Source organism: Mycoplana sp. MJR14, assembly GCF_029210525.1.
Taxonomy (GTDB): Bacteria; Pseudomonadota; Alphaproteobacteria; order Rhizobiales; family Rhizobiaceae; genus Mycoplana.
In genome coordinates this window covers 149,015-165,911 of the sequence record NZ_JARGEO010000002.1, presented here as the reverse complement: position 1 = coordinate 165,911, position 16,897 = coordinate 149,015, and the positions used below count along the sequence as shown (strand labels likewise).

Here is a 16,897-nt window from a genome sequence, read left to right as displayed (position 1 = left end):
CCGGGCCGACCCAGCCTGCAAATATGCGATCGATGTCGGGGCTGGCTTCAGGCGGGATCCGCAGCCGGCTTTGCGCGGCGCTTGGCCGGTTGCTTTGTGGCTGACCGCTTGGCGGCGGGCTGCTTGGCTGCCGTTTTCTTGGCTGCAGGTTTTGACACTGCCGATGTCTGCGCTTCCGGTTTTCCGGCAGCGGCTGCCTCGGCTTTCGATTTCGCGGCCGGGGATTTCCTGGTTGCCGGCTTGGTGGCGGATGCCTTCCGGGCGGCGGGCCTTGCGGCCGGCGCGGCGGTCTCGATTTCCGCCTCGGCCTGCCGCCAGTGGCGTTCGTCCTGGCCGTCCGGGCGCCCTTCCGTCTCCCAGATCGCATAGGCCTTCTTGCGGATCAGTTCCTGTCTGTCGCTGCCGTTCGTCATTCCCTGTCTCCTAGTTTCCCAAGACACCTCAAGAGCGCCGCCCTGCGACAATGTTCCATGCCGGGCGATCCGTCCACCATTTCGATGTCGCAGCCGCCCCGGCACCCGCAGGGGCCTCGTCGCCGGTCGGCGGCGGCGGTGTTCACGAAACCGTTATCAGCGGTTGCGAAACAAATTCGCATGGCTCGCGCGTTACCTTATTCGGGTGGCTCGAAGGGGCAGGAGGTTGGATTGGGCAAGAGCAGCAACGGTCCGGAAAAGGCGGTCACGGTCGTCAAGCAGAGCGGCAAGTGGATCGTGACGGTGCGTGTCGACGACAGCACCGTTCATTCGGCATTCGCGAGCGAGGACGAGGCGAGGCGATACGAGGCCTACCATCGCGACAGGCTGGGCCTCAAGTAGCCGCCGCGCCAGTGTTTCGCCCGGTCCCGGTCGTCGCCGGCACAGGCACCGGGCTCAACTGCCGCTGCCGGCTGCGGGCATTCTCGCGTTCAAAGGCCGGTACGGATTTCCGGCTGCCGGCAGAAAGTCACATTCTTCCGGTCTCATCGATTCGTGCGCGACTCGCTGGAGGGAACTGCCGGTTGCGTTCATTTGTGGCGGACATCTGCTATCCGGTAGTCACGAACAGGGATGCGGTGATTCGCGATTGCCGGCAGGCTGAACGTGACGCCCCCGATGCTACGAGGAGACGAGACATGACGAATTCCCGGGCCCATGAGGTCGCGGAGATGCGGCCGAAGATCACCGTGATCGGCGTCGGCGGCGGCGGCGGCAATGCGGTCAACAACATGATCGCCGAAGACCTGCAGGGTGCCGACTTCGTCGTCGCCAACACCGACGCCCAGGCCTTGACCATGTCGAAGGCGACCAGGATCATCCAGCTCGGCTCCGACATCACCGGCGGCCTCGGCGCCGGCGCCCATCCGGAGATCGGCCGGGCCGCGGCCGAGGAATCGATCGACGAGATCATGGATCACCTGGCGGGCACCCACATGTGCTTCGTCACCGCCGGCATGGGCGGCGGCACCGGCACCGGCGCTGCGGCCGTCATCGCCCAGGCGGCGAAGAAGGCCGGCATCCTGACGGTCGGCGTCGTCACCAAGCCGTTCAGCTTCGAGGGCCGGCGCCGCATGCAGATGGCGGACGAGGGCATTGCCCGCCTGCGCGAGAGCGCCGACACCGTCATCGTCATCCCCAACCAGAACCTGTTCCGCGTCGCGACCGCCAACACCACCTTTGCCGATGCCTTCATCATGGCCGACCGGGTGCTCTATTCCGGCGTCAGCTGCATCACCGACCTGATCGTCAAGGAAGGCCTGATCAACCTCGACTTCGCCGACGTCCGGGCGGTGATGAAGGACATGGGCCGGGCGATGATGGGCACCGGCGAGGCGAGCGGCGAGGGCCGGGCGATGAAGGCGGCCGAGGCCGCGATCGCCAACCCGCTGCTCGACGAGGCCTCGATGAAGGGCGCCCAGGGCGTGCTCATCTCCATTTCCGGCGGCACCGACATGACCCTGTTCGAGGTCGACGAGGCGGCCTCGCGCATCCGCGACGAGGTCCATCACGACGCCAACATCGTCGTCGGCGCGATTTTCGACCAGGATCTGGCCGGCACCTTCCGCGTCTCGGTGGTGGCGACCGGCCTCGGCGCCGGCGAGGCCGAGGAGGTCCAGCCGGGCACCGGCGCCGCCGCCGCACCCGGCATGGTGGTCAACTTCCAGCGCTGACGGACGCCGTCTGCAGACAGGGGCCCGGATCCGCCGGGCCTCGATTGCGTCGGCGATCGTGCCGACGCCGGCGCGGGGTCTCGGTCGGGTCCCCGTAGGGTTCCCCGGTCGCCGTGCCTTGCGGGAAACGGCGGCGCCGCCTCCGCCTCCACTGTGCGAGGCCTTGTTCTGCGAGCCGCGCCTCTGCGCACCCTTCGGGCGGTTCAGAAGTTGCGCTGGACGCGGACCACCCCGCCCCAGTCGCCCGCCTTCGGGCCGGCCTTCTCCTCCATGTGGTTGCGGTAGTTGACTTCCGGGGTGACGGTGAAGCCGGGCACGACGGTGTAGCTGAGGTTCAGCGCCGCTTCCGTGTCGCCGCCGTCGTCGAAGTTGGCCGACGCGTTCATCGTCGCCTTGTCGGTCATCTTGAACGAACCACCGACCCAGAGCGCCCAGTCGCCGCTCCACCTTGCATAGTCGTTCGGCTCGCCGCCGATGGTCCAGCCGCCCATGGCGAAGAGCTCGACCGGGCCGAGGATGCCGTCCACCCGCAGCTTGGCGGCGCCGGCTTCCGCCTGCTCGTCATAGCCGCCGGTTGCGCGGATCCTGAACGTGTCGGTGCCGTATCCCGCTGCCGCGACCAGGTCGGGCATGTAGCTGTCGGTCTGGTCCCCGTCCTGGTCGCTGCTGTCCTCGGCGGCGAAGGCGAAGCTGAAGCCCTTCTCGCCGCCATGGGTGTAGCGGATCTGCGTGCGGCCGAAGTCGCCGTAGTCGACGTCGTAGAAGTCGTTGATGGTGTTGCCGGCATCCCCCATGAACTCGGTGTAGAGCGTGTCGGAGAAACCGACGCGCAGGCCGCCGAGCTCGAGATAGGCGTTCTCGACGTTGATCTCCGTCGGTCCGTTGTCGTCGTTCTGGATTTCCGCCTCGCTATAGGTCGAAAGCGTGCCAAAATCCGTATCGGCCGCCGTCGACAGGCGCAGCGCCAGCCGTGCGCGCGTGGACCAGGAATCGCCGCCGCCGCCCGGAAACGTATCCTGTTCGTTGACATCGCCCCCCGAGGCCTCCGCCCGCAGGTAGCCGCCGATCTTCAGGCAGGTCTCCGTGCCCGGGATATAGAAGTAGCCGGTGCCGAAGGCGTCGCAGACGCGGACATATTCGAGAGGAGAGGCCGCGTCCGCAACGATCGCGTCGGCGCCGCGGGACGTCGTCGCAGCGCAAGCGGCTGCAAGGACTGCAGCGGGAAGACAAATCGTGCGCATTGCCGGTCTCTTGCGCATGGCCCCATGCCCTTCGCGCGGCGACCGCCGCGGTGGCGGAATTATCCCCGGGCCCGCCGAAGCGGGGCCTGGTCTCAGTCTTCGGACGGCCCGTCGCCGCGCGTGGCGACGCCGCCGCCGACGTCGAACCGGATGCTGCCGCCGATCTTGATGCAGGTCTCGGTGCCGGCGAGCTTGAAATAGCCCGGTCCGAAATGCCGGCAACCGTCGGCCTCGGTCGATTCGGGCGGCTTGTGCGAGGGGATGGCCTCGTCAGCCGCAGCGCTCGCCCCCATGCTGAAGATCATGCAGGCGAGCACGTAGAAATGGACGCTTCCGCGGCGCATGAGCGTTGAACCCTGGCCTTTCCGATGCCGTTTCCAAGTCATGTTCGCCGATCCTGCCACCATAGGCAAGGCTGATCCATGGCCGCGAATCTCGGCGCCCGCGGAGCGGCGATGCGATCTATTGCGGGCGGCGTCGGGAGAACGGAGGTCATTCATCGTTTTTCTCAGTGAATTAAGTATAAATACGTATATATCAGGTTTTACTCATTTCATATCCTGCGTTTTTCGCATTTCTATAAAAATTGTAGCTCGATTACGAAGTAAAAGTAAGAAACAAAAGTGTTACTGAGGATCAGAAATGTTATCAATGTCCGCTTAAAAACCGAAAGGAATCAGATAGATGGGCAAAATTCACTCAAAACTGACGTGTTATTATTGCAACAATTGTGGCGATCTATTTGAAAGCGGAAGGTCTTATTCAATTTTGTTGGTTGCGCGGCAGCGGTCTGGCTGCAATGTGGCTGCAGCAGGTCAGGGCTTCCCGTCCCGGGCATGCGTCAGTCGGACGGATGGACGAGGAGTTCGCCCGCCGACGCAATCGGATCAGAATGTTTGACTGGAGGTCAAAAATGAACATCAAGAGCCTTCTTCTTGGCTCCGCTGCGGCACTCGCAGCAGTTTCCGGCGCCCAGGCTGCCGACGCCATCGTCGCTGCCGAGCCCGAGCCGATGGAATACGTTCGCGTCTGCGACGCTTTCGGCACCGGCTACTTCTACATCCCCGGCACCGAGACCTGCCTCAAGATCGGCGGTTATGTCCGCGTCGACATCGAAGGCGGCGACATCGGCGCTCAGGACACCTTCCCCGGTGGCGGCGGCGACTCCTGGCGGACCCGTACCCGTGTAGCCCTGCGTCTCTCCACGGCGACCGACACCGAATACGGTGCCCTGAAGACCTACACGGAAGTTCGCTTCGACCGTGACGACAACAGCGATTCCGACAGCTACCTGCAGGAAGGCTACATCGAGCTCGGCGGCTTCCTGGTCGGCTACACCGACTCGGCGTTCTCCAGCTTCACCGGCTTCGCCAACGAAAACATCAACGACTACTGGGATGTCGACTACGGCGACTTCCAGACCACTCAGCTGACCTACAAGTACGACACCGGCGCCGGCTTCTCGGCCGTCATCTCGCTCGAAGATGGCAGCGACAGCGACGACGTCGACTACGACAGCTACGTGCCGAACGTCGTTGCTGGTCTCGGCTACAATGGCGGCGTCTGGCAGCTCCGCGCCGTCGGTGCCTATGACGATTTCGCCGAAGAAGGCGCGATCAAGGTTCGCGGCGACGTCACCTTCGGCCCGGTCTCGCTGTTCGCCATGGGCGGCTGGAACACCGACGGCGACTTCCAGAACAAGTACGCCCGTTGGGACGGCGACTGGGCTGTCTGGCTCGGCGGCTCCTACACGCTCACCGAAAAGGCGACGATCAACGGCTCCGTCAACTTCGACGACGGCGACAACGTCGAAGCTGCTCTGAACGTGGCCTACCAGGTCGTTCCGGGCTTCTCGGTCATCCCGGAAGTCAACTACCGCAGCGACATGGACGAGAAGGCTGGTCCGGAAGCCGAAGACTGGGGCGGCATCATCCGCTTCCAGCGCAACTTCTAAGCCATCCGTCGAATCAAAGGGAAAGCCCGGCCGCAAGCCGGGCTTTTCCACGTTGGCGATCCCGATGATTCTCGATTCGGGACAGAATCGAACTCGGTCGGCAGCCGCCATCCCGTGCCGCTGCGACGGGCCGCCCGCCTGAAAACGGTCCATTGCGCACGTCCGGACGGCAGTTTTCCGGATGAATCGGCCCGTCCGCGCCGCGGCGGGAGCGTCTTTTGCGTCGTGCTAAGTGCGCGGATCGTAAGCTCTTTTATTAACGCATCGTAAATTTTTCTGTCTCCCGGTTACAGTTTTGTGTCCTTTGCGCAACACGGTAACCGGAAGGGTGTGACAAACGCTTGCTTCCGACGGTTTCAAGATTGCACCAAGTTCTCCGTTTTGTATTTTCAACTCCGGAAGCAGGGGCGGTGATCGTCCGCTTCCTGAAATTGGGGATGGGGCAGGGAACGCTGTCCTTCAGCAAAAAGACCCAGACCCGAATGAAACTTTTGACTGGAGGTCAGAAATGAACATCAAGAGCCTTCTTCTCGGCTCCGCTGCTGCTCTCGCAGCAGTATCCGGCGCTCAGGCTGCCGACGCGATCGTCGCTGCTGAGCCGGAGCCGATGGAATACGTTCGCGTCTGCGACGCGTTCGGCACCGGTTACTTCTACATCCCCGGCACCGAAACCTGCCTCAAGATCGGCGGCTACATCCGCGTTGAATGGCGCGGCGGCGACGTCCTCGGCCAGAACACCTTCCCCGGTGGCGGCGGCGACTCCTGGCAGACCCGTACCCGCGCGACCCTGAAGCTCTCGACGGCCACGGACACCGAATACGGCGCCCTGAAGACCTACGCTGAAGTTGAGTTCCAGAAGGACAACAACAACGGCGGCAGCACCAACCTGGCGCACGGCTACATCGACTTCGCCGGCTTCCTCATCGGTTACACCGACTCGCTCTTCGCGGGCGGCTACATCGGTGGCGGCTACTCGATGAACGACTACATCTTCGTCAACTACGGTGATACGGCTCGCAACCAGATCCGCTACACCTACGGCGACGTCAGCAACGGCTTCTCGTTCACGGCTGGTATCGAAGACAGCAGCGACGCTGCTGGCGACTTCACCCGCGATGACGGCGAGATCGACACCTACGTTCCGAACGTTGTCGGCGGCGTTGGCTACTCGGCCGGCGGCTTCCAGGCATTCTTGGTCGGCGGCTACGACGCTGTCGTCGAAGAAGGTGCCATCAAGGGCCGTATCAACGCGACCTTCGGCGCCTTCAGCGCATACGTCATGGCCGGCTGGAACACCGACGGTGACTACCAGAACGACTACGCTCAGTGGTACGGTGACTGGGCTGTCTGGCTCGGTGCGAAGTACCAGGCCACTGAAAAGCTGGCCATCTACGGCGACTTCAACTTCATGGACGAAGGTGCCGGCTTCGACACCGACACCGGCAAGTTCGAAACCTCGGTTGGCCTGGCATATGCCGTCGTTCCGGGCTTCACGATCCGTCCGGAAGTCAGCTACGTGTCTGACTTCGACGAATTCGCTGGCGAAGAAGCCAACGATTGGGGCGGCATGATCCGCTTCCAGCGCGACTTCTAATCTGATCTGACCTCGGTCATTTTGGAGGGAGCCCGGCCGCAAGGCCGGGCTCTTGTCGTTTCAGCGAACGACAGAGACGGCTTGGGCCGTTGGTGGAGCCTGGCCGGCCGCGCCAGGCCGCACCGGATCATAGGCGGCGGGCTCCCACCGGATGATATCCGACCGGGCGATTGTCCTCTGCGAGGGTATGCGGGCAGGCGTTTGCCGGCGTCGCCGGATCGGACGCCGAGATGCCGGAGGGGTCGGCGAAAGGCGTCAGACCCGCAGCAGAAAGTCCTTCACCGCCGCAAGCACGTCCGGCTTATGCAGAAGCGGCGCGTGGCCCTGGCCGCGGGCCGTCAACGCGGTGAGGTTCGGGTGGCGCATTGCCATCGCCGCGAAGGTCTCCGGCGACAGCAGCGACGAATGCTCGCCCCGGATCGCCAGCATCGGAAAGGGGCGGAGCGCGTCGAACTGAGCCCAGAGGTCGGGCAGGGGGACGGTCAGGTCCAGATCCAGCAATTGCCGGGCGATGGCCGGATCGAAGTCGGCGACGATCGTCCCGTCGCGCTCGACATAGATCGCACGCGCCATCTCGTCCCAGTCAGCCTGCGTCAGCGCGGGAAAGGCCGCGCCATGCGTCGCCTGGAGGATGGCGGCGGCGTCCGCCCAGTCGGCCGGCGCCTGCCGCCGGTTGAGATAGGTGGCGATTTCCTGCAGGCCCTTCGGCTCGATCACCGGTCCGATGTCGTTCAGGATGACGCCCTTCAGCCTGTGCGGCGCGACGGCGGCGAGGAGATGAAGGATGAGCCCGCCGCGGGACGTACCCACGAAGATCGCGCTCTCGATGCCGAGCGCCTCCAGTGCCGTCTCGACGTCGGCGCATTCGACGGCGAGGCTGTAGTTCGCCTTGTTGTCGTCCATCGCCGAGCGTCCCCGACCGCGGTAGTCGAGCGCCACCACGCGCCGGCCGAAGTCACCGGTGATCGCGCCGGCAAAGGCGTGGAAGTCCCGCGCATTGCGGCTCAAGCCGGCAAGGCAGACGACCGGCGCCTGACCGGCCGCCGCGGTGGCGGGGCCGTAGTCGCGGGCGTGGAGCATGAGACCGTCGCGCGCGGGGAAAAAGCGTTCCTGGTAGGGTGGCGAAGTCTCGGCCGTCATCCGGTCTCCATGCAAGGGCGTGCCATGCGGCCATCCTGCCGCAAGGCCGGCCCGATGGACAGCCCCAAGCAGGCAGTTCCGCGCCGACCCGCGCGAAAGGCCCGAGCACGATGGCGGGCCGCGGCGGCGCGGCCGGCCTTCCCCCGACGCGTTATGACCGGCCGAGGCGCAGATCGTGGACGATGTCGGCCTTCTGTCCGAGCCGTGTCTTGTAGACCTGGTAGTTCTCCATCACGCGCTGGACATAGCTTCGCGTCTCGGAGAACGGGATCTTCTCCACCCAGTCGACCACCTCGTCGATCGGCTTGCCGCGTGGGTCGCCGTAGCGCTCGATCCATTGGCCGACGCGGCGCGGGCCGGCATTGTAGGCGATGAAGGTCAGGATGTAGGAGCCGTTGAAGTCGCTGATCTGCTCGCCGAGGAAATGGGCGCCGAGCGTGGCATTGTAGGCGGCATCGCTGGTCAGCCTTTCGGCGGAGTAGGCAAGGCCATAGCGCTTCGCCACGCCCTTGGCCGTGCCGGGCAGCAGCTGCAGCAGGCCGCGCGCATTGGCCGGCGAGACGGCGGCGGGGTTGAAGGCGCTCTCCTGCCGCGCGATGGCGTAGGCGAGCGCCTTGCCGGAGCCGGAGATGTTGGCGCTGGCCGGGATCACGCCCACCGGAAAGGCGAGCGCTGCGACGTCGATGCCGCGCCCGAAGGCGATCTTGCCGATCTGCAGCGACAGCTGGTGGTCGCCGCCGGTCTCCGCGCGTGCGGCGAGCAGCGCCAGTTCGCCGGGGCTCTGCAGCTCCTCGGCAAGGGCGCGGTAGAGGCTTGCGGCCCGCCATCCGTGCCCCGCCGCGGCCAGCCGGTCGATCGCACGGACGGCCTCGCGCGACTGGAAGCGCGCGCGTTCGTCCTGGCTCGGGGTCGGATAGACCACGTTCAGGCCACGCTGCCCGATCCGGGCGGCGGCGAGCTGGCCGTAATAGGTGCCGCCGAAATGGGCGGCCTTCGCGTAGTATTCCCTGGCTTCCGCGGCGCCCCCGGCCTCCGCCGCCCGGCCCATCCAGTACCAGGCGCGGGAGACGGCGAGCGGTCGGTTCGAGACGCGCAGGATCTTCCGGAAATGCGAAAGGGCGGTCTTCGGGTCTTTCAGGCCCCTGAGCGCATACCAGCCGGCGTGGAACTCCGCCTCGACCATGTCGGTTTCGCTGCGGGCGGCGTGATGGGCGGCAAGCTTGTAGGCGGCAGCGTATTTGCCCTGTTCCGCAAGCCCGCGGCTGGCGATCCGCTGTTCCACCCACCAGGCCGAGGAGGCCGCGCTGTCGTCGTCGCTGTCGTCGTCCCGCGGCGCGCCCTTCGACAGGAGCTCCGCGGCGAGCGCGTACTTCTCGGCGCGGTTGGCGATCTCGGCGCGCAGGAAGGCATAGGCCGGATCCCTGTGCCAGGAGGGATCGACGGCCTTGAGCAGCGCCTCTGCGTTCTTCGCCTTGTGGACGACGGCCGCCCAGGCGCGATAGAGGGACTGCGCCTCGGCGAGGTCGCCGAAGCGCTGCGCCTGCTGCGCCCGTTCCCGGTAGAGCAGCATCTCCATCCGCCGGCGATGATCGGCCACCGTGAGTAGCGAACCGAATTCGCCGAGGATCTTCGTCTCGGTGTCGCGGTCGAGCGCATCGGCGTGCCAATAGGGCCGGAGCGCCTCGCGCGCCGCCGCCGTGTCGCCCTTGGCGGCCTTGGCCCGTGCCAGCGCGATCGCGCCTTCCACGGTCTCGGCGCGCGTCGTGCCGAAGGCGGCGAGGACGGCATCGGGTGCAGCGTTTTCGCGGGCGAGCGCCCGTTCCGAATTGGCGCGCAGCGATTTCAGCCCCGGCCAGCCCTTCAACGTCTTCTGTGCCGTCGCGATCTCGTAGGAGGGCACGCCGGCCTGGCCGGATACGGCGATCGCCCATGTCAGGATATGCCGGTCCAGACTGTCCGGCGGCAGGGTGTCGCGAATGCGCAGCGCCTCGGCCGCATTCCGGTCCGAAAGGGCGTCGAGGCCGTTCTTCAGGGCCTCCGAGACCGGCGCTTTGCCGGTGATGCCGGCAATCGCGCCGCCCGCCTCGTTCGCCGGCATGCTGGCGGCAAATCCGAGCGGCTTCGTGCGGGGCAGGGGCAGCCTGTCGTCCGGCAGCGTCCCGGCATGGGCCGTCGACGCCGCGACAGCCGTTACCGCAAGCAGAATGAGTGCCGCATGGCTGATGACCCTGGTCATGAGGCGTCCCGCCCGCTGATTGTCCCCTGCGCGAAAGGCGCTTGCGAATCCGTCTCTGATGATTAGCGTCCCGTCTCGTTAATGAAGGGTTACCAAGGAATTCAGGACCATGTGACCACGCCGGTCGGTTGCCCCCGTTTCCAGCGCAAGCGGGGCCCTCCGCGCTTGCTGGTGGAGTGGGAAAACGCCGCTTCCGCCGCTTGCCGCCCGACCGCCACATGATTATGGTGCGGCAGCATTTAATCAAGGAATACGGCCAAAGGATGGGATTTCCGCCTCTCCGGCCTCAGGAGTTCTCCATGTTCAAGGGGTCCATACCCGCTCTCGTTACCCCCTTTGCCGAAAACGGCGAGGTGGATGAAGCCGCCTTCGCAGCACATGTCGAGTGGCAGGTCAAAGAGGGCAGCCACGGCCTGGTCCCGGTCGGCACCACGGGTGAATCCCCCACGCTCTCGCATGCCGAACACAAGCGGGTGGTCGAGCTCTGCATCGAGGTTGCCGCCGGCCGCGTGCCGGTGATCGCCGGCGCCGGGTCCAACAACACGCGCGAGGCCGTCGAACTGGCCGTGCATGCCGAGAAGGCCGGCGCGGATGCGATCCTGGTGGTCACGCCCTATTACAACAAGCCGACCCAGAAGGGGCTGTTCGCCCACTATGCGGCGATCGCCGAAGCGGTGAAGCTGCCGATCGTCATCTACAACATTCCCGGCCGCTCTGTGATCGACATGACGCCGGAGACGATGGGCGCGCTGCACAAGGCCCACCCCTCGATCATCGGCGTCAAGGATGCGACGGGCAAGATCGAGCGCGTCTCCGAGCAGCGCATCGCCTGCGGCAAGGACTTCGTCCAGCTCTCCGGCGAAGACGCGACCGCGCTCGGCTTCAACGCCCATGGCGGCGTCGGCTGCATCTCCGTCACCGCCAACGTCGCCCCGCGGCTCTGCGCCGAGTTCCAGATGGCCACGCTCGCCGGCAACTATGCCAAGGCGCTCGAACTCCAGGACCGGCTGATGCCGCTGCACAAGGCGATCTTCATGGAGCCGGGGCTGTGCGGCGCCAAGTACGGCCTGAACCGCCTGCGCGGCATGAGCCGCAAGGTGCGCTCGCCGTTGCTGTCGACGCTGGAGCCTGCCACCGAAGCGGCCATCGACGCGGCACTGCGGCACGCCGGTCTTTTGAACTGAGGCCGGCCATGGCAGTCAAGGCCAAGCCGGCGACGGTGAAGAAGATCGTGGCGGAGAACCGCAAGGCCCGCTTCAACTACGAGATCGTCGATACCTACGAGGCGGGCCTGGTGCTGACCGGCACCGAGGTCAAGTCCCTGCGCGACGGCAAGGCCAACATCGCCGAGTCCTACGCCTCCGACGAGGGCGGCGAGATCTGGCTGATCAATTCCTACCTGCCCGAATACCTGCAGGCCAACCGCTTCAACCACGAGACGCGGCGGCGGCGGAAGCTGCTGTTGTCGAAGCGCGAGGTGCACCGGCTGCGCAATGCCGTCAACCGCGAGGGCATGACGCTGGTGCCGCTGAAGATCTACTTCAACGACCGCGGCCGGGCGAAGCTCGAGCTGGCGCTCGCCAAGGGCAAGAAGCTGCACGACAAGCGCGAGACCGCAAAGGAGCGCGACTGGAACCGCCAGAAGAGCAGGCTGCTGAAGGATCGCGGATAGTCCGGCCCTTTTCCCTGAGACCCGTTCCCCTGATACCCGTTCTCCGGCGCTGGCGGCACGGGTTCGATCAGAACTGCCGGTAGAGCTTGCTGATCAGCGATTCGGAGGCGACGGCCGGCACTTGTGCCGGGGCGGTTGCGCCCGTCTGCTTCGGGGCAGGCGCGGTGGGGGTCATCAGCGACGACAGGAGGGCGGTCATCTGGGTGCTCTCCATGGCAATCCGGGCAGGCGCGCTGCTGGCGTCTGCCGATTGCGCCGCGGCTTCGCCCGGCTGCGAGGTCGTCAGGGCGGGATACCCGCCCGGTCCGTACAGGAACGACAGCGCCTGGCCGTCGTCGTCGGAGCGATCGGAGACGGAGGGCAGGGGACGGACCGGCGAAAGCGCGGCGAGGGCTGCAGCCGCCGCATCGCTGCGTGCGCTGCGTTGCTGCAATCGCTCCGCCGCCAACTGGTGGGCGGCACCGTTGATGTTCGAAATGGCGCTCAGCATTGTCCGGGCATGTCTCCTGCGTAGGAGGCCTGCATATCAGCCATTCGTGAAAAAGGGATAAGCCGGATATTTCGCATTTTATCGAATGCGCGTGCGGGCGACGATTTCGCCCGCACGGTGACGACGCGATCCGCCGTCAGTTCTCGATGTCTTCGGCCGGATGCGGCTCGACCTGACGGGCAGGCCGCTCCGAGGGATCGCGCCCGATTTCCGCCTTCAGCGACACGAGGTCGATGAAATAGTCGGCCTGCCGGCGCAGGTCGTCGGCGATCATCGGCGGCTGCGTCGACATGGTCGAGACCACCGACACCTTGCGGCCCCTGCGCTGCAGCGCCTCCACCAGCGTCGTGAAGTCGCCGTCGCCGGAGAAGATCACCAGGTGGTCGACGGTCTCCGACTGCTCCATGGCGTCGATGGCAAGCTCGATGTCCATGTTGCCCTTGATCTTGCGGCGGCCGAGGGAGTCGGTGAATTCCTTGGCCGGCTTGGTCACGACCTTGTAGCCGTTGTAGTCCAGCCAGTCGATCAGCGGGCGGATCGAGGAATATTCCTGATCCTCGATCAGGGCCGTGTAGTAATAGGCGCGCAGCAGATATCCGCGCTTCTGGAAAGCCTTCAACAGCTTACGGTAGTCGATGTCGAACCCTAGCGTGCGCGATGCGGCGTATAGGTTTGCGCCGTCGATAAAAAGTGCGATCTTCTCGCGGGGATCAAACATTCATTCTTATCCTTTTTGTCGAAAGCGCTTGAAAATACTGCGTGAGTCGAAAGGGGCCACGCATGTCCTCCTCCCGAACATTACGAAGCAATGATATACGCGATTTAGGGCAGGGCCCAGAAATTTCCAAGCAAACTTAGGTTGAAAGCGGCGAATTTGTGTTCCGATCCCCTGTTCGTTGCCGCAACGGGTGCGAGCGGGGAGCGGGGGGAAGGAAAAACTTGAATTCGCCGGCCATTGATTGTATCGGGGCATCCAAGCTCCAGAAATTCCAAGACCGCAAAGGACAGGCAATGGCCCGCGTCACCGTTGAAGACTGCATTGACAAGGTGGACAACCGCTTCGAGCTGGTTCTCCTTGCAAGCCACCGCGCCCGCCTCATTTCCCAGGGTGCATCGATCACCGTCGACCGCGACAACGACAAGAACCCGGTGGTCGCGCTCCGCGAGATCGCCGACGAGACGCTCTCCCCGGGCGACCTCAAGGAAGACCTGATCCACTCGCTGCAGAAGCATGTCGAGGTGGACGAACCGGAACCCGATGCCGCTTCGATCGCCGCTGCCGAGGAAACCGGCTTCGTCGTCGCCGAGGAAGACGAGGACCAGCCGGAAGTCGTGGCCTTCGACCGCATGTCGGAAGAAGAACTGCTCGCCGGTATCGAAGGTCTTGTCCCGCCGGAAAAGAGCGACGATTATTGATGACGGCCTAGCCGTCACATATATCTGAAATGTGCAGTGCGCCGTCCTCACGATCGGCGCACTTTTTCGTTGCCGCGCATGACCCGGAGAGCGGCGGACCGGCTCCTCGGGCGATGTGCAAAATAGGGGAAGCAACTGCGCCCCTGGGCGTTCTTCGGACGTCCGGCGCAGAGGGAGCTCAAGCAGGATGATGCGCCAATATGAACTCGTCGAGCGGGTTCAGAAATACAAGCCCGATGCGAACGAGGCCCTTCTGAACAAGGCCTACGTCTATGCCATGCAGAAGCATGGCCAGCAGAAGCGGGCGAGCGGCGATCCCTACATCTCCCATCCGCTCGAAGTGGCCGCCATCCTGACGGACATGAAGCTCGACGAGTCGACCATCGCCGTCGCCCTGTTGCACGACACGATCGAGGACACCTCGGCCACCCGCGCCGAGATCGACGAGATCTTCGGCGAGGACATCGGCCGTCTCGTCGAGGGCCTGACCAAGATCAAGAAGCTCGACCTCGTCTCCAAGAAGGCCAAGCAGGCGGAGAACCTGCGCAAGCTGCTGCTCGCGATCTCCGACGACGTGCGCGTCCTGCTCGTCAAGCTCGCCGACCGCCTGCACAACATGCGCACCCTCGACCACATGTCGCCGGAGAAGAAGGCGCGCATCTCCGAGGAGACGATGGACATCTATGCGCCGCTCGCCGGCCGCATGGGCATGCAGGACATGCGCGAGGAACTGGAAGACCTCGCCTTCCGCCACATCAACCCGGAGGCCTATGACACGGTGACGCGCAAGCTCGCCGAGATGTCCCAGCGCAACGAAGGGCTGATCCGCAAGATCGAGGCCGAGCTCGGCGACCTGCTGATTGCTAACGGCCTGCCGTCGGCCATCGTCAAGGGACGGCAGAAGAAGCCCTACTCGGTCTTCCGCAAGATGCAGTCGAAGTCGCTGTCCTTCGAGCAGCTCTCCGACGTCTACGCCTTCCGCATCCTGGTCGACGACGTGCCCTCCTGCTATCGCGCGCTCGGCATCGTCCACACCCGCTGGCGCGTCGTCCCCGGCCGCTTCAAGGACTATATCTCGACGCCGAAGCAGAACGACTACCAGTCGATCCACACCACCATCATCGGTCCCTCGCGCCAGCGCATCGAGCTGCAGATCCGCTCCCGGCGCATGCACGAGATCGCCGAATACGGCATCGCCGCGCATGCGCTCTACAAGGACAAGGAAACGACCGCCAACGGCGAGAAGCCGCCGTCCAACGCCTATGCGCTGCTGCGGCGCACGATCGAGTCGCTGGCCGAGGGCGACAATCCCGAGGAATTCCTGGAGCACACCAAGCTGGAGCTGTTCCAGGACCAGGTCTTCTGCTTCACGCCCAAGGGGCAGCTGATCGCGCTTCCGCGCGGGGCGACCCCGATCGACTTCGCCTACGCCGTCCACACCAATATCGGCGACACCTGCGTCGGCGCCAAGATCAACGGCCGGATCATGCCGCTGGTGACGCGGCTGAACAACGGCGACGAGGTGGAGATCATCCGCTCGGGCATCCAGGTGCCGCCGCCGGCCTGGGAAGAGATCGTCGTCACCGGCAAGGCGCGCGCCGCCATCCGCCGCGCCACCCGCGCCGCCGTGCGCAAGCAGTATGCCGGGCTCGGCTACCGCATCATCGAGCGCACCTTCGACCGCGCCGGCCGGCCATTCTCGCGCGATGCGCTGAGGCCGGTGCTGCACCGGCTCGGCCAGAAGGAGGTCGAGGATGCCATTGCCGCCGTCGGCCGCGGCGAGCTGTCGTCGCTCGACGTGCTGCGCGCGGTCTATCCCGATCACCAGGACGAGCGCGTCACCGTCAAGCCGAGCCAGGAGGAGGGGTGGTTCCCGATGCGCAGCGCCTCGGGCATGGTGTTCAAGCTGCCCGGCAAGTCCAAGGCCCAGCTCGATGCGGCCATGGCCACGGCGGGGCCGGAAGCGCTGCCGATCCGCGGCCTGTCCGGCAATGCCATGGTGCATTTCTCCGCCGGCGGCGCCGTCCCCGGCGACCGGATCGTCGGCATCATGGAGAAGGACAAGGGCATCACCATCTATCCGATCCAGTCGCCGGCGCTGCAGAAGTTCGACGACGAGCCGGAGCGCTGGATCGATGTCCGCTGGGACCTCGACGAGGCCAACAACACCCGCTTCATGGCCCGCATCGTGCTGAACGAGCTGAACGAGCCGGGCTCGCTCGCCGAGGTCACCCAGGTGCTGGCGACCGGCGACGTCAACATCCGCTCGCTGACGATGAACCGGGTCGCGGCCGATTTCACCGAGGTGCAGATGGACCTGGAGGTCTGGGACCTGCGCCAGCTGAACCAGATCATCGGCCAGCTCAAGGAACTGGCCTGCGTCTCGACGGTCAGCCGCGTCTTCGCCTGACGGGAGACCAGCGCGGTGGCCCGCCGTTGCGATGCATCAAGGCGGGACCGCCTGCGCCGGTCCTAAGATGTCTTCGGCCCGGGCAGGCACATCGTTCTGCTGCCCGCTCCGTGCATGGCAGATGGCCGCTCTCGGTGCGGCCGTCCGGGTTCGTCGCCCGGCGGCGCGTCCCGCTGTTCGGCGCGCTTTGCTGCGGCCCGTGGAATTTCAGGTATTTTCTGTGCAATCGCGACCGCGGATGCCTGCAAAACATGCACGTCTGCCTAAATGTTGGTGCGTCGATATGCGCAGATCGCATGGCTGAGATCTGTTACTAACGCTGGTTGTTTTTGCCGGTTTTACTATCTTTGTACTCGGGAGGTCGAACCGAACAAGGGTTTTACCGATGTTGAAGCAGATCAGAAATTTCACCCGCGCCCTGCGCGTACCGAGTGCCGCCGAACGTGAGACGGCCTACCTGAACGGCGCGATCGACCGCATCGATCTCGAATACCGCCAGCGTCAGATCGACCGCGGCCTGTTCCGCAAGTACTACTAAGACGATGCCGATCCGTGGCGCAACGACCTGATTGCGCCACCGCCTGGCCGTGGTCGACCA

16 protein-coding genes are annotated in these 16,897 nt (G+C 65.1%); 9 read left to right on the top strand and 7 right to left on the bottom strand.

Going from position 1 to position 16,897, the window contains the following annotated elements; all coding sequences use genetic code 11:
- Nucleotides 1–47: 47 nt before the first annotated feature.
- The gene (locus P0086_RS05060) at nucleotides 48–464 is read right to left on the bottom strand and encodes a DUF2934 domain-containing protein (protein ID WP_275783185.1); all 417 of its coding nucleotides are present in this window, start codon (nucleotides 462–464) and stop codon (nucleotides 48–50) included.
- A 180-nt stretch (nucleotides 465–644) separates the two neighbouring features.
- Between P0086_RS05060 and P0086_RS05055 the strand changes: the two genes are divergently transcribed.
- Together P0086_RS05055 and ftsZ are read left to right on the top strand one after the other, a co-directional pair.
- On the top strand, nucleotides 645–815 hold the full coding sequence (locus tag P0086_RS05055) for a hypothetical protein (RefSeq protein WP_162702343.1): 171 nt from the start codon (nucleotides 645–647) through the stop codon (nucleotides 813–815).
- A gap of 296 nt (nucleotides 816–1,111) precedes the next feature.
- Nucleotides 1,112–2,146, top strand: coding sequence for a cell division protein FtsZ (gene ftsZ, locus P0086_RS05050; protein WP_112607742.1), 1,035 nt, complete (start codon nucleotides 1,112–1,114; stop codon nucleotides 2,144–2,146).
- A gap of 203 nt (nucleotides 2,147–2,349) precedes the next feature.
- On the opposite strand, the gene P0086_RS05045 is transcribed toward ftsZ, so the two are convergent.
- Both P0086_RS05045 and P0086_RS05040 read right to left on the bottom strand, forming a co-directional pair.
- Nucleotides 2,350–3,387 carry a porin gene (locus P0086_RS05045; protein WP_275783181.1) on the bottom strand — a complete coding sequence of 346 codons (1,038 nt, stop codon included), beginning with the start codon at nucleotides 3,385–3,387 and terminating at the stop codon, nucleotides 2,350–2,352.
- Between the two features lie 92 nt (nucleotides 3,388–3,479).
- Nucleotides 3,480–3,731 carry a porin gene (locus P0086_RS05040; RefSeq protein WP_162714648.1) on the bottom strand — a complete coding sequence of 84 codons (252 nt, stop codon included), beginning with the start codon at nucleotides 3,729–3,731 and terminating at the stop codon, nucleotides 3,480–3,482.
- Nucleotides 3,732–4,300: 569 nt separating this feature from the next.
- On the opposite strand from P0086_RS05040, the gene P0086_RS05035 reads away from it, so the two are divergent.
- Nucleotides 4,301–5,341 (top strand): porin, encoded by a 1,041-nt coding sequence (locus tag P0086_RS05035; protein WP_148189626.1) that lies wholly within the window; start codon nucleotides 4,301–4,303, stop codon nucleotides 5,339–5,341.
- Between the two features lie 508 nt (nucleotides 5,342–5,849).
- Entirely contained in the window at nucleotides 5,850–6,935 is a 1,086-nt protein-coding gene (locus P0086_RS05030) for a porin (RefSeq protein ID WP_275783174.1), read from the top strand.
- 255 nt (nucleotides 6,936–7,190) lie between these two features.
- Here the strand turns inward: P0086_RS05030 and P0086_RS05025 are convergent, their stop codons facing one another.
- Both P0086_RS05025 and P0086_RS05020 read right to left on the bottom strand, forming a co-directional pair.
- Nucleotides 7,191–8,075, bottom strand: coding sequence for an alpha/beta hydrolase (locus tag P0086_RS05025; protein ID WP_275783171.1), 885 nt, complete (start codon nucleotides 8,073–8,075; stop codon nucleotides 7,191–7,193).
- Between the two features lie 151 nt (nucleotides 8,076–8,226).
- Complete coding sequence (locus P0086_RS05020) at nucleotides 8,227–10,311, bottom strand: lytic transglycosylase domain-containing protein (protein ID WP_275783168.1); 2,085 nt, start codon at nucleotides 10,309–10,311, stop codon at nucleotides 8,227–8,229.
- A gap of 299 nt (nucleotides 10,312–10,610) precedes the next feature.
- Between P0086_RS05020 and dapA the strand changes: the two genes are divergently transcribed.
- Together dapA and smpB are read left to right on the top strand one after the other, a co-directional pair.
- Nucleotides 10,611–11,495: a 4-hydroxy-tetrahydrodipicolinate synthase gene (dapA, locus tag P0086_RS05015; RefSeq protein WP_112597393.1), complete on the top strand. Its 885-nt coding sequence runs from the start codon at nucleotides 10,611–10,613 to the stop codon at nucleotides 11,493–11,495.
- Nucleotides 11,496–11,503: 8 nt separating this feature from the next.
- Nucleotides 11,504–11,983 (top strand): SsrA-binding protein SmpB, encoded by a 480-nt coding sequence (gene smpB / locus P0086_RS05010; RefSeq protein WP_112597395.1) that lies wholly within the window; start codon nucleotides 11,504–11,506, stop codon nucleotides 11,981–11,983.
- A gap of 67 nt (nucleotides 11,984–12,050) precedes the next feature.
- On the opposite strand, the gene P0086_RS05005 is transcribed toward smpB, so the two are convergent.
- Complete coding sequence (locus P0086_RS05005) at nucleotides 12,051–12,473, bottom strand: hypothetical protein (protein ID WP_275783163.1); 423 nt, start codon at nucleotides 12,471–12,473, stop codon at nucleotides 12,051–12,053.
- Between the two features lie 136 nt (nucleotides 12,474–12,609).
- A complete protein-coding gene (locus P0086_RS05000) occupies nucleotides 12,610–13,191 on the bottom strand; it encodes an NYN domain-containing protein (protein WP_112597398.1) in 582 nt (193 codons plus the stop codon).
- A gap of 293 nt (nucleotides 13,192–13,484) precedes the next feature.
- Between P0086_RS05000 and rpoZ the strand changes: the two genes are divergently transcribed.
- The 3 genes from rpoZ to P0086_RS04985 all read left to right on the top strand — a co-directional run bounded on the left by rpoZ (nucleotide 13,485) and on the right by P0086_RS04985 (nucleotide 16,837).
- Nucleotides 13,485–13,889 carry a DNA-directed RNA polymerase subunit omega gene (gene rpoZ, locus P0086_RS04995; protein ID WP_112597400.1) on the top strand — a complete coding sequence of 135 codons (405 nt, stop codon included), beginning with the start codon at nucleotides 13,485–13,487 and terminating at the stop codon, nucleotides 13,887–13,889.
- Between the two features lie 187 nt (nucleotides 13,890–14,076).
- Nucleotides 14,077–16,299, top strand: coding sequence for a bifunctional (p)ppGpp synthetase/guanosine-3',5'-bis(diphosphate) 3'-pyrophosphohydrolase (locus P0086_RS04990; protein WP_112597401.1), 2,223 nt, complete (start codon nucleotides 14,077–14,079; stop codon nucleotides 16,297–16,299).
- Between the two features lie 385 nt (nucleotides 16,300–16,684).
- The gene (locus tag P0086_RS04985; RefSeq protein WP_112597403.1) at nucleotides 16,685–16,837 is read left to right on the top strand and encodes a DUF3563 family protein; all 153 of its coding nucleotides are present in this window, start codon (nucleotides 16,685–16,687) and stop codon (nucleotides 16,835–16,837) included.
- The last annotated feature ends 60 nt before the right edge of the window (nucleotides 16,838–16,897 follow it).